The organism is Ruegeria sp. BH6, assembly GCF_056538105.1.
In genome coordinates this window covers 82,246-95,941 of record NZ_JBQFSR010000002.1, presented here as the reverse complement: position 1 = coordinate 95,941, position 13,696 = coordinate 82,246, and the positions used below count along the sequence as shown (strand labels likewise).

Here is a 13,696-nt window from a genome sequence, read left to right as displayed (position 1 = left end):
TTCTACGCATGTTCACGTTTTGTGTCAACGGATTTGAGCGTGGCCTATATCGGCAGGTACAGAACCTCATCCCCCGAGGGGCGCGCCGGATCATTCGGCTCACGTACCAAAAGCGCGTTGGCCTGCGCCAGAACACTGAGAAGCGAGCTGTCCTGATCGGCACAGGCGCGAATGCCATCCTCACCGACGACAGCTCGCATATAATGTTCGCGTGGGCCGTTTTTGCCGATGGGCTCGGCCAGCTTGGCCCGGCGAAAAGGGGTAAGGGCTTGTTCGATGCCCAACATGCGACGCAACATGGGGATCAGGAAGAGATAACCGCAAACCATTGCACTCACGGGGTTTCCCGGGAGTCCAACCATCGCTGTGTCACCCAACTGACCCGCCATCAGGGGTTTCCCGGGGCGCATGCGGATTTTGTAGAACGACCGCTCCATCCCCAATTTCTGAGAAACGTCCCCGACCAGATCGTATTCTCCGACCGAGGCACCCCCGATTGTCACGACTAGATCGGCGCCACTTGCCAGCCCAAACGCCGTTTCTAAGGACGCGACAGTGTCGCGCGCGATCGGTAGAACTCGCACATGTGCGCCGGCATCCTCTAGCATGGCTTTCAGGCCAAAAGTGTTCGAAGCGATGATTTGATCCGGGCCTGGGTTCTCACCCGGCATAACCAGTTCATCTCCGGTTGAAATCAATGCGACCACGGGTTTGCGTCTGACCGGCACTGTTGCAATATTCATTGCTGCCAACAGCGCGACGTCTTCAGGGCGCAAAAGGCGCGGAGCGCTGATCTTGGTACCGACGGTAAAGTCGACACCTGCAGGTCGGATATTTGTTTTCAGTCCGGGATCGTCGGTGATTGTAAGCAAATCCCCGCGCCGTTCCGTATCTTCTTGAATAACAACGAAATCAGCACCTTCCGGCACCGGAGCGCCGGTAAAGATACGAACGGCCTGACCGGGGCTTACGGTGCCTTCAAAACGACGCCCGGCAGCGGATTCGCCAACTACTTTGAACATGGCGTGTTGTTCGACTTCGGTCGACTTCAGCGCATAACCATCCATGGAAGAGGCCGAAAATGGCGGTTGATCGCGCGTGGCGCTGAGGTCTTCTGCCAGCACGCGGCCAGCAGATTCGGCAAGCGGAACTGTTTCGGCGTTTAGCGGGGAAACAAGATCAAACAGTAGCGACCGGGCTTCTTCGACCGTAATCATCTCGCCTCGTAACGGCCTGATTTACCGCCATCTTTCAGCAGGACCCGGATACCGCCGATCTCCATCGCCTTATCGACTGCCTTGGTCATGTCATACACAGTCAGCGCCGCGGTTGAGACCGCAGTCAACGCCTCCATCTCAACCCCGGTCTGGCCTGCGGTCTTGACGGTGGCTTCAATCTGTACGCCCGGCAAATCAGGGTTCAGGGTCAACTCAACCGCAACCTTTGTGACTGGCAAGGGGTGGCATAGCGGGATTAGGTCGGGTGTTTTCTTAGCTCCCATGATGCCTGCCAGCCGCGCAATACCCAATACGTCGCCCTTTTTAGCGCGTCCTTCGGAAATTAAATCAAAGGTTTCCTTTGCCATCTTGATGTGGCCAGCCGCCACCGCGACGCGGTCAGTAACAGCCTTGTCCGAGACGTCGACCATATGGGCCTGTCCCTGTGCATCGAAATGGGTCAGAGGCATCACATCACTCCGGGGATCAGCGGGTTTGCCAGCAATTGCCGGGTGGCGGCGGTGACATCATCCTGACGCATCAGGCTTTCCCCAATCAGGAAACACCGCGCGCCATAACGGGCGATATCGGCCAGGTCTTCGGGTGTACTCAGACCGCTTTCACAGACAATCGTCCGACCGCCAGGAACCAGTTTCGACAGACGGCGCGTGGTATCAAGTGTGGTCTCGAAGGTCTTAAGATTACGGTTGTTTATCCCGATCAATGGGCTTTTCAGTTGGGTCGCACGTTCCAGTTCAGCCTCGTCGTGAACTTCGATAAGAACGTCCATCCCCCAGTCAAAGGCCGTTTGTTCCAGCTCGGCCGCCTGACCATCTTCGACCGAGGCCATGATGATTAGAATGCAATCGGCACCCAAAGCGCGCGCTTCGACCACCTGATATGGGTCGTACATGAAATCCTTACGCAGGGCTGGCAGCGACGTTGCTGCGCGTGCCTCGGTCAAGTATTCCTTGGCGCCTTGGAAGCTAGGCGTGTCGGTCAGTACAGACAGACAGGCTGCACCGCCTTCTTCATACGCCTTGGCCAATGCAGGCGGGTCGAAATCGGCGCGGATCAACCCCTTGGAGGGGCTGGCCTTTTTGACCTCGGCGATCAGGCCATACCCCTTGCGGGTCGCTTTCCGCAAGCTTTCGGCAAAGCCGCGCACTTCGGATGCGAAACGTGCCTCACTTTCCAGTGTTTCCAAGGACTTCTCAGCCTTGTCTGCAGCTATTTCTTCCAGCTTATAGGCTTTGATCTTGTCCAGTACCGTCTCGGTCATGCGGCCTCCTGAGTCATGCGGGCCAGTACCGCGATTTTTTCTTTGGCTTTTCCGCTGTCGATGCTTTCGACGGCTTTTTCGACACCATCCCGCAAATCTGTTGCGGCGTCTGCAACCACCAGCGCGGCGGCAGAGTTCAACAGAACCGCATCGCGATAGGCCGAGGGCTGCCCGTCCAGCAGCGCGCGGAAGGCGACAGCATTTTCTTCGGGTGTTCCGCCGATGATGTCCTCGAACGGATGAACCGGTAGGCCCGCGTCTTCGGGGTGAAGTTCCACCTCCTTAACGCCCCCATCCTCTAGTGCTGCGACCCAACTGATGCCAGTGATGGTCAGCTCATCGGTCCCGTCCGAACCATGCACCAGCCAGGCACGATCAGAACCCAGCAGACCAAGCGTTTCGGCCATTGGGCGTATCAGGTCGCGGCTGAAGGCTCCGGTCAATTGGCGTTTGACGCCCGCAGGGTTCGTCAAAGGGCCGAGAATGTTGAAGATCGTCCGGGTTCCAAGCTCTTGCCGCGAGGGCATGACATGCGCAATGGCTGGGTGGTGCATCGGGGCCATCATAAAGCCGATACCGGCCTCTTTCAAAGCCTTTTCAACTGTTTCCGGGCCAACCATGACGTTGATCCCCAACTGCCCCAAAGCATCCGCTGCCCCGGATTTTGAGCTGAGGTTGCGGTTGCCATGCTTGGCCACGGTGACACCGGCACCAGCGACAACAAATGCCGTGGCGGTTGAGATATTGAGCGTGCCTTTGCCGTCGCCTCCGGTTCCGACGATATCCATTGCACCGTCGGGCGCGGTGACGGCATTGCACTTGGCGCGCATCACGGCGGCGGCCGCGGCGTATTCCTCGACCGTTTCGCCACGGGTGCGCATGGCCATCAGCAGGCCACCGATCTGGCTGGGCGTGGCTTCACCGTCAAACAAGATACCAAAGGCCTGTTCGGCTTCGGCACGGGTCAGAGGCCGATCGGCGGCGGCTCCGATCAGCGGTTTCAGAGCGTCGCTCATGCGGGAACTTTCATCTCAGACAGGAAATTCTTGAGCAGGGCATGACCATGCTCGGAGGCGATGGATTCCGGGTGGAACTGAACGCCGTGAATCGGCAATTCTTTGTGCTGCAGACCCATAATGGTACCGTCTTCCAGCTCTGCCGTGACCTCAAGACAGTCGGGCAGGGTGTTGGGGTCGACCACCAAAGAATGATAGCGGGTCGCCTCAAATGGCGAGGGCAGCCCGGCAAACACACCTTTTCCGGTGTGGTGCATCGTTCCCATTTTGCCATGTACGATTTCGTGGCAGCGGATGACGTCGCCCCCAAAGGCCTGTCCGATAGTCTGATGGCCAAGACAGACTCCCATCAGCGGCGTTTTCGTTTCAGCCGCTGCTTCGGTCAAGGCCAAGCAGATACCGGCCTGATCCGGATCACAGGGGCCGGGGCTGAGCAGGATGCCGGATGGGTTCATGGCCATGGCTTCCTGAACGTCCAAGGCGTCATTCCGCCGAATGACCATCTCGGCGCCAAGTTCGCCTAAATAATGTACCAGGTTGTAGGTAAACGAGTCGTAGTTGTCGATCAGCAGCAGCATTTGGGCACTTGTCTCGGCTTGGGCATTTCGGGCTGGCGATGCAGCCCCGAGCCACGGTATAATGTCGGGACATACATGCTCAGGCTTGCGCGGCAGCGTCAAGGGGACATCCCGTACTTGGCGCTGCGGTAAGCAAATGCCGCAGCAGACGGCGAACATGTGATCGATGCAGGGCCAAGACGAGAGGCAATTGTTATGGGCGGATTTGTCGGCGGAATGATCGTGGGAACGGTCGCTGTTCTTGTGCTGGGGGCGGTGCTGTCTTTGAACATGCCTTTGACCAGCAAACCGAACGTGGCGGTTTCTGCGCCTGAACCCTCTCTGGCTGATGTCCCGGTATCAGTGGCGGACGCCACTGATACCGGGGGTGACCCCGATGTGCTGGACTTGCCACCAACCACACCTGAATCTGTCGGCGAACAGACGGACACGCTGGCTGAATTGTCAGATGTCGAGGTTGAGCCCGATGCCCAGCCCAAAGTCAACCTGGACCCGGCGCAAGTCGATGCGCCCAGCGTTGCTCAATCAGCTCCTGTAATTGCAACCACTGTGGCCCCGGTCGCTCCACAGGCCCCGCCTTTGTCGCAGGTATCCCCAAATGCCGAAGCCTTGCCTGAGGTGTCGCTGGAGGTGCCTGAACCTCAGCCTGAACCGGCCGTCGAACAAGAGCCCGAGGTTGTGGAGGTCGAGCCGAAACCAGAACCCGAGGTTGCCGAGGGGGAACAGAAATCGGACCCTGTTGTTGCCGACAGTGCAGCACAACCGGAAACCGAGGTCGCCGCAGCCGCCGATCCGGAAACCGAGGAAAACCCATTTGTCGACAGCCCAATCGCCGTAGAAGGTGATGAGGATACAGCACCGCGCAATCTGCCCCGGATTGCGTCGGTTCCGCAAATTGGGGGGGCAAGCGAAGCGACCACAGTCTCGACAGTCGGAACGCGCGTGGTTCCATTGACGGAACGTGATGATGTTATTGAGGTAAGCACATCCAACGTGGAGGTCGCTATTCCCGGCAAGCCGATCGAGGCTTATGCGGCGGAATTCGAAAACCCCGAATCCAAGCCGTTGATGTCAATCATTCTGATCGACGATGAAGGTGCCTATGGGGCTGAAGCTCTGCATGATTTTCCTTATCCGCTGAGTTTTGCCGTCAGTCCGTCTGATCCGGACGCTGTTGAAAAGATGGCGCGTCACCGCGAAGCCGGGTTCGAAGTTCTGGCTCTGGCTGATCTACACGAAGCCGCCAGCGCGCAGGATGCCGAAGTATCGCTAGCCGTATGGCTCGACACGCTGCCGGAAACGGTGGGAATTCTCGAAGGAGTGGATTCGGGCATTCAAGGCAACCGCAAGCTTGCCGACCAAGTGGCCGCGATTGCTGCCGGTACAGGGCGTGGTCTGATCACGCAGGACAATGGTCTGAACACTGTCCAAAAACTGGCTGCGCGCAACGGTATTCCATCGGGTGTGATTTTCCGCGATATCGACGGTGCGCGCCAGGACCCTAAGATCATGCGTCGTTTTCTGGACCAAGCGGCATTTCGTGCCGGGCAGGAGGGGACGGTTGTAATGCTGGGCCGTCTGCGCCCTGACACGATCTCGGCTTTGTTGCTGTGGGGGCTTGAAGATCGGGGCAGCCGTGTGGCGATGGCCCCAATCTCTGCAGTGATGATGAAAGAGGTTCAGTAACCTCGGAACAACGAAAACGGCTGGCCCTGAAAGCCCGCCGTTTCTTTATGTGTTGCCCGATCCTGTGAACCGGGACGCATCGGCAGCAGCGCGGCGAATGGCGTTTGATTTATGGACGGTTTCCATAAACTCTGCCTCGGGGTCGCTATCAAAAACAACACCGCCGCCCGCCTGAATATAAAGCTTGTGATCCTTAACGATGGCCGTGCGCAGAGCAATGCACATGTCCATGTCGCCGCCGGCACTGAAATAACCAACGCCGCCGCCATAGATACCTCGCTTTTCAGGCTCCAACTCGTCGATGATCTCCATCGCGCGCACTTTTGGCGCGCCCGAGACGGTGCCAGCAGGCATCCCGGCAAAGAACGCGTCCAAGGCGTCTTTGTCTTCGGCCAGCTCTCCGACCACGTTCGACACGATGTGCATCACATGGCTGTAGCGTTCGATGATGAACTCTTCGGTTGGCCGCACCGTTCCGATCTTGGCCACGCGGCCGGTATCGTTGCGGCCCAGGTCCAGCAACATCAAGTGTTCGGCCAGCTCTTTCTTGTCGGCCAGCAGATCGACCTCATTGGCCTTATCCTCTTCGGGGGTTGCGCCACGGGGTCGGGTACCTGCGATGGGGCGGATTGTCACTTCGTCGCCAAAGACACGCACCAGAATTTCTGGGCTGGCACCGACTACCTGAAAGCCGCCAAAGTTGAAATAGAACATGAACGGAGAGGGGTTAGTGCGCCGCAATGACCGATAGAGCGTAAAGGGCGGCAGCGGGAAATCCTGTGTCCAACGCTGAGCTGGTACCACCTGAAAGATGTCACCAGCGCGGATGTATTCCTTGGCCTTTTCAACCGCTTCCATATAGCCGGATTTGGTGAAATTCGACACCGGAGGCGCGACTTCAGAGGCGTCGCCCAGATCGCGAGTCTCGGCGGGCATGGCGCGTTCTAAATCGCGCACTGCGTCCATCACACGCTCAGCGGCTTGCGCATAGGCAGCCTTGGCGGATTGCCCCTCGGCGACCCAGGCAGGGGAGACGACCGTGACCTCTCCTTTTACACCGTCCAGAACGGCGATGACCGATGGGCGCAGCATAATCGCATCGGGTAGGCCCAGCGGGTCTGGGTTCACATCCGGCAGATACTCTACCAGACGCACCATGTCATACCCAAGATAACCGAACAGCCCTGCGGCGGCTTGAGGCAAATCGTCAGGCAGCTCAATCCGGCTTTCGGCCAGCAGAGCGCGCAGATTGTCCATCGGATTGCCATCCTGAGGCGAAAACGCGTCGGCATCGAACCTGGCCGAGCGGTTCAATTCGGACGTCTCACCCCGGCAGCGCCAGATCAGGTCCGGTTTCATCCCGATGATTGAATAGCGGCCACGCACCTCGCCTCCGGTCACGGATTCCAGCATAAAGGCGTCTTTCTGCGCACCGGTCAGCTTGAGCATCAGGGACACGGGCGTATCCAAATCGGCCGCCAAGCGGGTGTAAACGACCTGATTTTCGCCAGCCTCATAGGCGCGGGCGAAGCTGTCAAACTCGGGGGTCAGGGCCATGTTCGGTCTCTTTTAATAGCTCGACTGCACGGCGTTCAGCGCGCGTTGGTCAATCACGGGACGGGCGCGGGTTTGCGCGTCGCGCACATAAGCGTCAAAGATGTTCTGGGCCAGCGCCTGATTTAACTGTGCTTCCAGCGCGGTCTGTACCTGGCGCAGTTCATCAGTTTCGGCGGGCGGTAGCAATTCTTCAAGACGCACGACATACGCCGTGCCATCGCCAGGAATGACGCGCAGCTCACCAGGTTCCATCTCGAACACCTGACCCATGAAATCTGCCGGCACATCCTCAAGGAAAGCGGTGCGGGTCAGCGCATTTTCAACCCGGAACGGCAAACCGGTGGCGGTGAAATCGCCGTCAGCATTCAGTTGTTCCAGAACGGAATTTGCATTTTCAGCCAACGCCTTGCCGGTTTCCACCTGCGTCCATGCGGTGGCCACACGATCACGTGCGTTTTCCAGAGGCTCGGGGCGTTGGGGCAGCACCTCGTTCAAACGCAAAGCAAAGATCGAACCGTCTTCGAGGAACGCAACCTCGGGGAAATCGCCTTCGTTTACGGCTTCGGCAGCGGCGCGGAAACCGTCATAGGCGGCGACGCCTTCACCGCTTTCGCGGGTCCAGTCGATCTGGCCCAATTCCATTTCGGTCTCGCCGGTCAGTTCTTCCAGCGTTGCACCACCAGCGAGCAGATCGTCAATGTCTTCGGCCTGTGCTTCGATTTGACGACGTGCGCGGTCGGCGGCCAGTTCTTCGCGCAGGGCAGGGGCGGCATCTTCGAACGGCGTGTTGTTTTCGGCCAGCGATCCGTTGATGCGGAACAGCGCGGGGCCGAAGGTCGAGGGCAGCGGGCCAACAACCGCGTCCAGATCGGCGGCAAAGACGGCATCAGCTGCTTCGCCCAGATCTTCGCGAGTGACATCGCCAAGGTCGATATCACTCAGCTCTAGCTGACGATCTCGCACGAGGTTTTCGAACGTGGTGCCACCGACCTCTAGCTGCGCCATCGCATGTTGGGCGTCTTCTTCGTTCGGATAAGTCAGACGTTCGACCAGACGACGCTCGGGCTGATAGAATTCCGAGGCCCGCTGATCATAGAGGCGACGCACCGCATCCTCATCAATCTCGACACTGTCCAACAGCATGTCGGGCGACAGAATCGCATAAGTCAGTTGCTTGGTGCGGGGCAGGGTGAACTGATCCTGATTCTGATCATAATAAGTCTGGATCTGCTCATCCGTGGGTGCAGGAACAGGCGATGTCAGGGCGTCGGATCCGACCGTCGCAACGGTAAAACTGCGGCGTGCGCCGACATAGTCCGTCAGCACTTGCGTCAGAAGCGAAGGCATCTCAACCCCGCTGATCACCGCGTTTTGCACGATGGTGCGCGAGGACTCCTTGCGCAGATCCGATTCGAATTCTGTATCCGTCATGCCAGCCTGTTCCAGTTGGAACTGATAGGCCTCACGGTCAAACGTGCCGTTGACGCCCTGAAAGGCCGGGATGGCGACGATTTCTTCTTGCAGGTTCTCATCCCCGATCGAAATGCCCAGCTCACCGACTTCGTTGTCCAGCGCAGCCAAAGCGGTCAGGCGCGACAGGGCCAACTGATCCAGACCGAACTCATGCGCCTGCGACATTTGCAAGGGCTGGCCGGTCTGGCTTTCGACCGCGCGGATTTCGCGTTGCAATTCGCGAACGTATTGGTTGATCGAAACTTCTTCGTTCCCAACTTGCGCGACGGTGCGCACGGTGCCGGTTAGGCTTGTTGCGCCAAAGCCCGCAAGGCCCAGCATCAATAGGCCCATGAGAATCCAGACAAAGGTCTTCGATAGGTTTTTCATGCCTGCGGCCATGGTGCCCTCTTAATCTTGTGGCAAGGAACTGCCCTGTCGGTTGCGGCCCTGAATACGACGCGCACCGCCGGGGGGCAAGCTCAGAAGGACAGGGCTTGCAACCGTTCGAACAATTGCTGAATACCGGCGCGGTCGAGATTAGCGAATGCAATGCGCATCTGGCGTTTTCCAGCGGGATCATCCGGCGGCATAAACATCGTTCCGGGCAGCAGAAGGATGCCGGCCTCCGCCACCAGAAGGCGTGCCAGTTCGTCCGAGGGGATATCGAACGGATGTTCGAAATAGGCGAAATAGGCGCCCAAGCCTAACAGACGCCAACCCTTGTCAGTCAGGTTTGGCAATTGCTCTTGTATAGTCGCTCGGCGATCGAGGATTTCGTCACGCTCTCCGGCGACCCACTGCGACAGGTTCCGCATGCCCCAAAGGGCCGCGAATTGGCCGATCTGACCGGGGCAGATGGCCACCGTATCAAGGAATTTTTCTACCTCGGATAGCAGGTCAGCACCCGTCGCAATGGCACCAATCCGGTGGCCGGTCAGGCGATAGGCTTTGGAAAAGGAATAGAGGTGAACCAGCGTCTTATCCCAGCCGGGCTGCGCGAACAGGTCATGCGGCGGGCCGCTGCGGCTGTCGAAATCGCGATAGGTCTCATCGACCAGCAAGCGCAGACCGTTTTCACGGGCCAGTTCGTAGAACGCGCGCACCAGATCGGCCGGGTATTCCACACCACCCGGGTTGTTCGGCGTCACCAGAGCGATGGCGCGGGTTTTGTCGGTGATCAAAGCGCGGGCGGCATCAGGATTAGGTAACAGATCATCACCGGTCTTCAGGTCAACGGCATGTACCCCGGCCATGTCCAGCCACATTTTGTGATTGAAATACCATGGGGTTGGCAGGATAACCTCATCCCCTTCGTCAGTGATGGCCGAGATTGTGGCGGCAAATGCCTGATTGCAACCCGAGGTGATTGCGACCTGATCCGCTGCGACCTCGACATCATAGTGCTGACCAATTTGCGCCGCCAATTCGTTGCGCAGATCGGGATTGCCCAGAACCGGCCCATAGAGATGGGCCCGATCCTCGGTCACCGCAAATTCGGCCATGGCCTGACGCAAGGCCAACGGGGGCGGATCGACCGGTGCGGCCTGACTGACATTGATCAAAGGCTGGTCGTCAGGGAAATTCGCGCCTTCCAGCCAGCGCCGCGCCTCCATCACCGGAGGGGCGAAGGTGGCGGCGGTGCGTGTGCGGGTCATGCGAGATCCTAGATGTTCAGGAAAAGATCAGTCGGTGCCGCGGTAGGGCTCGACATATTGCAGGGCCATATCCCACGGGAAGAAGATCCACGTATCCTGGCTGACTTCGGTGATGAACGTATCCACCATCGGGCGGCCTTTGGGTTTGGCATAGACAGTGGCAAAATGCGCCTTGGGGTACATCGCACGCACCAGTTCCAGTGTTTTGCCGCTGTCGACCAGATCGTCGATGATCAAAATGCCTTCACCATCACCCATCAGCTCGGCATCAGGGGCTTTCAGCACCTCGGCTTCGCCTTGTTCCTGATGGTGATAGGACCGCACGCTGATCGTGTCGACGGTGCGAATGTCCAGCTCACGGCTGGCGATCATGGCTGGGGCCATACCACCGCGTGTGATCGCAACAACCGCGCGCCAGGCACCGTCGTCCGGTCCTTGACCATCCAGCCGCCATGCCAGAGCACGGGAATCGCGATGGATTTGGTCCCAACTGATGTGAAAGCCTTTTTCGTGGGGCAGACGGTCCTTGGCGCTCATTGCGTTAACCCTTTTCAACGTCCGGGGCGTCGACGGCTTTCATACCGACGATGTGATACCCCGAATCTACGTGCAGATTTTCGCCGGTGACACCGCTGCTGAGATCGGACAGCAGATACAGCGCCGATTTACCGACATCGTCGATGGTCACGTTGCGGCGCAGGGGCGAATTATACTCGTTCCACTTCATGATATAGCGGAAGTCGCCAATACCGCTGGCGGCCAGCGTCTTGATCGGACCGGCAGAGATCGAGTTCACCCGGATACCGTCTTTGCCCAGATCCTCGGCCAGATATTTGACCGATGCTTCCAGCGCGGCCTTGGCGACACCCATGACGTTATAGTGCGGCATAACCTGCTCGGCACCGTAATATGTCAGGGTGATTGCACTGCCGCCTTCGGACATCATCTTTTCCGCACGCTGCATGACGGCGGTGAAAGAGTAGACCGAAACATCCATGGTCAGCTTGAAATTCGCCCGGCTGGTGTCGACGTACCGACCGCGCAGCTCGTTCTTGTCGGAAAAACCAATCGCGTGAACCACGAAGTCCAGCTTGCCCCATTTCTGTTCCAATTCCGTGAACAGAGCATCAATCGAGTCCTCGTCACCCACATCACAGGGAAGAACAATTTCACTGCCCAGCTGCGCCGCCAGCGGATCGACCCGCTTTTTCAGGGCATCGCCCTGATAGGAAAAGGCCAATTCGGCCCCGGCATCGGATAAAGCGCGGGCAATGCCCCATGCGATCGATTTATCATTGGCCAGTCCCATGATGAGGCCGCGTTTGCCGGCCATCAACTGATTTGACATGTTTGGTTCTCCGCCTGTCTTCGCGATTTGTTGCGTTGGTTTATGCCATTGGATGCGCTGCATCAAGGCCGCGTACTCTTGCTCGCAGCGGGTTCTCGCCCTAGGGTGGCCAATAATAGTTTCCGGGGGATGGAAATGACTGAGCGTGACGGCATCTTCGCCGGCTCCGATCCGTTTGAAATAGCGGGGCGGTGGCTAGGTGAGGCCAAAGACAGCGAACCGAACGATCCCAATGCAATAGCGTTGGCAACCGTCGATTCTGACGGCATGCCGAACGTGCGTATGGTGCTGTTGAAAGAAATCGAATCCGGTGCCTTCGTATTTTACACCAATTACGAAAGTGCCAAGGCGGCCGAATTGGATTCGGCGGGCAAAGCAGCTTTTGTAATGCATTGGAAATCATTGAGGCGGCAAATCCGTGTTCGTGGTACAATAACCCGGGAAAGCGGGGCGCAAGCCGATGAATATTATGCGTCGCGCTCGCTAAAAAGCCGTCTTGGGGCTTGGGCTTCGAAACAGTCTCAGCCTCTTAGCAGCCGGGCTGCTTTGATGGCAGAAGTTGCAAAGGTGACCGCGAAATTGGGGCCGAACCCACCGCGACCACCGTTCTGGGGCGGGTACAGGTTAGTGCCGAGCGAGATCGAGTTTTGGGCCGATGGTGCATTCCGGTTGCACGACAGGTTTCAGTGGCGCCGGGATCAGGAAGACTCGGCATGGGATGTACAAAGGTTGAATCCATGACATTCGCGTATCGTGAAATGCAACACAAAGAAATCAAAGGATTTTTTCAGCTTGAATTTGCGAGCCAATCCCATACACATCGGACCCTTAACGAACTATTAATTTTCGCGATAGGAATGCTGTGCCGGAAGACCTGAACAATATGTACCGCGTTCGAGGACACGTGAAATGGTTTGACCCCGCTAAGGGGTACGGGTTCGTTGTGTCCGACGAAGGTGGCCCGGATATTCTGTTGCATGTGAACGTGTTACGTAACTTTGGTCAAAGCTCGGTCGCCGATGGCGCCGGGATCGAGATCATGACGCATCGCACTGACCGCGGCGTTCAGGCGGTTGAGGTTGTCAGCGTAGACCCACCGGCGCGCACCGACTCAATGATGTTGGCGGATTTCGCGGAACTTGATCCGGTTGTGATCGCCGAGGCTCCTTTGGAAGCGGCGCGGGTGAAATGGTTCGACAAGGGCAAGGGTTTTGGCTTCGCCAATGTATTTGGTCGGGACGAAGACGTTTTCCTGCATATCGAGGTGCTGCGCCGATCTGGTCTGGCTGATCTGCAACCAGGCGAAGCGTTGGCGATGCGGGTCATTAATGGCAAACGCGGGCGTATGGCGGCTCAGGTCCTGGCCTGGGAAGCGGCACTGGACGAATAATACCAGATGATCAGATTGTTAACGGTTCTTGCAAGTGTGACAATGCTGTGGGCCGGTAACGTGCTGGCTGCGTGCCAGGTGGATCGTGTCGGGCTGCGGAACGACAAAACTCAAGTCAGTTTCAACGTCGAGCTTGCAATCAGTCCACAGGATAGGGCGCGTGGATTGATGTTTCGCGAGTCGCTGCCGCAGCGGTCTGGAATGCTGTTCGTGTTCGATCCGCCGCAGCCAGTCGCCTTTTGGATGAGAAACACGCTGATTCCCTTGGATATCATTTTTCTGGATCGCACAGGAGCTGTTGTACATGTGCATGAGAACGCGATTCCCGGGGATGAATCACTGATCCAAGGCGGAGATTCGGTGTATGCAGTCCTGGAAATCAACGCTGGATTGGCGGCGCGTTACCTGATCACCCCAGGAACACAGATGCAGCACGAAATTTTTTCGCAAGGTCCTGCAATTTGGCCCTGTTAGGGCTTTTCAAATCAGAATGGCAACGTTAGGAAGGCGCA

At 57.9% G+C, this 13,696-nt stretch carries 14 protein-coding genes; 4 read left to right on the top strand and 10 right to left on the bottom strand.

Going from position 1 to position 13,696, the window contains the following annotated elements:
* Window positions 1-44: 44 nt before the first annotated feature.
* The 5 genes from ACR0B8_RS05670 to ACR0B8_RS05650 are packed head-to-tail and all read right to left on the bottom strand — an operon-like array spanning window position 45 to window position 4,093.
* A complete protein-coding gene (locus ACR0B8_RS05670) occupies window positions 45-1,217 on the bottom strand; it encodes a molybdopterin molybdotransferase MoeA (RefSeq protein ID WP_226688400.1) in 1,173 nt (390 codons plus the stop codon).
* Window positions 1,214-1,687 (bottom strand): cyclic pyranopterin monophosphate synthase MoaC, encoded by a 474-nt coding sequence (moaC, locus tag ACR0B8_RS05665; RefSeq protein ID WP_170348827.1) that lies wholly within the window; start codon window positions 1,685-1,687, stop codon window positions 1,214-1,216. The genes ACR0B8_RS05670 and moaC overlap by 4 nt, the downstream gene beginning before the upstream one ends.
* A complete protein-coding gene (trpC, locus tag ACR0B8_RS05660) occupies window positions 1,687-2,499 on the bottom strand; it encodes an indole-3-glycerol phosphate synthase TrpC (RefSeq protein ID WP_170358639.1) in 813 nt (270 codons plus the stop codon). Before trpC ends, moaC begins: the two co-directional genes overlap by 1 nt.
* Window positions 2,496-3,515, bottom strand: a complete 1,020-nt coding sequence (gene trpD, locus ACR0B8_RS05655; protein WP_170358637.1) for an anthranilate phosphoribosyltransferase — start codon at window positions 3,513-3,515, stop codon at window positions 2,496-2,498. Before trpD ends, trpC begins: the two co-directional genes overlap by 4 nt.
* Window positions 3,512-4,093, bottom strand: coding sequence for an anthranilate synthase component II (locus ACR0B8_RS05650; protein WP_170358634.1), 582 nt, complete (start codon window positions 4,091-4,093; stop codon window positions 3,512-3,514). Before ACR0B8_RS05650 ends, trpD begins: the two co-directional genes overlap by 4 nt.
* 195 nt (window positions 4,094-4,288) lie before the next feature.
* Between ACR0B8_RS05650 and ACR0B8_RS05645 the strand changes: the two genes are divergently transcribed.
* Window positions 4,289-5,779 (top strand): divergent polysaccharide deacetylase family protein, encoded by a 1,491-nt coding sequence (locus ACR0B8_RS05645; RefSeq protein WP_226688401.1) that lies wholly within the window; start codon window positions 4,289-4,291, stop codon window positions 5,777-5,779.
* Between the two features lie 45 nt (window positions 5,780-5,824).
* Here ACR0B8_RS05645 and trpE read toward each other — a convergent pair whose 3' ends face one another.
* The 5 genes from trpE to fabI all read right to left on the bottom strand — a co-directional run bounded on the left by trpE (window position 5,825) and on the right by fabI (window position 11,794).
* Window positions 5,825-7,336, bottom strand: coding sequence for an anthranilate synthase component I (gene trpE, locus ACR0B8_RS05640; protein ID WP_170358629.1), 1,512 nt, complete (start codon window positions 7,334-7,336; stop codon window positions 5,825-5,827).
* Window positions 7,337-7,348: 12 nt separating this feature from the next.
* Window positions 7,349-9,190 carry a peptidyl-prolyl cis-trans isomerase gene (locus ACR0B8_RS05635; protein ID WP_480658191.1) on the bottom strand — a complete coding sequence of 614 codons (1,842 nt, stop codon included), beginning with the start codon at window positions 9,188-9,190 and terminating at the stop codon, window positions 7,349-7,351.
* Between the two features lie 80 nt (window positions 9,191-9,270).
* A complete protein-coding gene (locus tag ACR0B8_RS05630; RefSeq protein WP_170358625.1) occupies window positions 9,271-10,446 on the bottom strand; it encodes an aminotransferase in 1,176 nt (391 codons plus the stop codon).
* Between the two features lie 27 nt (window positions 10,447-10,473).
* Window positions 10,474-10,983 carry a xanthine phosphoribosyltransferase gene (gpt, locus tag ACR0B8_RS05625; protein ID WP_170358623.1) on the bottom strand — a complete coding sequence of 170 codons (510 nt, stop codon included), beginning with the start codon at window positions 10,981-10,983 and terminating at the stop codon, window positions 10,474-10,476.
* 4 nt (window positions 10,984-10,987) lie between these two features.
* Window positions 10,988-11,794: an enoyl-ACP reductase FabI gene (fabI, locus tag ACR0B8_RS05620; protein WP_170358621.1), complete on the bottom strand. Its 807-nt coding sequence runs from the start codon at window positions 11,792-11,794 to the stop codon at window positions 10,988-10,990.
* A gap of 135 nt (window positions 11,795-11,929) precedes the next feature.
* Between fabI and pdxH the strand changes: the two genes are divergently transcribed.
* The 3 genes from pdxH to ACR0B8_RS05605 all read left to right on the top strand — a co-directional run bounded on the left by pdxH (window position 11,930) and on the right by ACR0B8_RS05605 (window position 13,658).
* A complete protein-coding gene (gene pdxH / locus ACR0B8_RS05615) occupies window positions 11,930-12,535 on the top strand; it encodes a pyridoxamine 5'-phosphate oxidase (protein ID WP_170358619.1) in 606 nt (201 codons plus the stop codon).
* A gap of 142 nt (window positions 12,536-12,677) precedes the next feature.
* On the top strand, window positions 12,678-13,184 hold the full coding sequence (locus tag ACR0B8_RS05610; RefSeq protein WP_174818762.1) for a cold-shock protein: 507 nt from the start codon (window positions 12,678-12,680) through the stop codon (window positions 13,182-13,184).
* 42 nt (window positions 13,185-13,226) lie between these two features.
* Window positions 13,227-13,658: a DUF192 domain-containing protein gene (locus ACR0B8_RS05605; protein ID WP_226688402.1), complete on the top strand. Its 432-nt coding sequence runs from the start codon at window positions 13,227-13,229 to the stop codon at window positions 13,656-13,658.
* The last annotated feature ends 38 nt before the right edge of the window (window positions 13,659-13,696 follow it).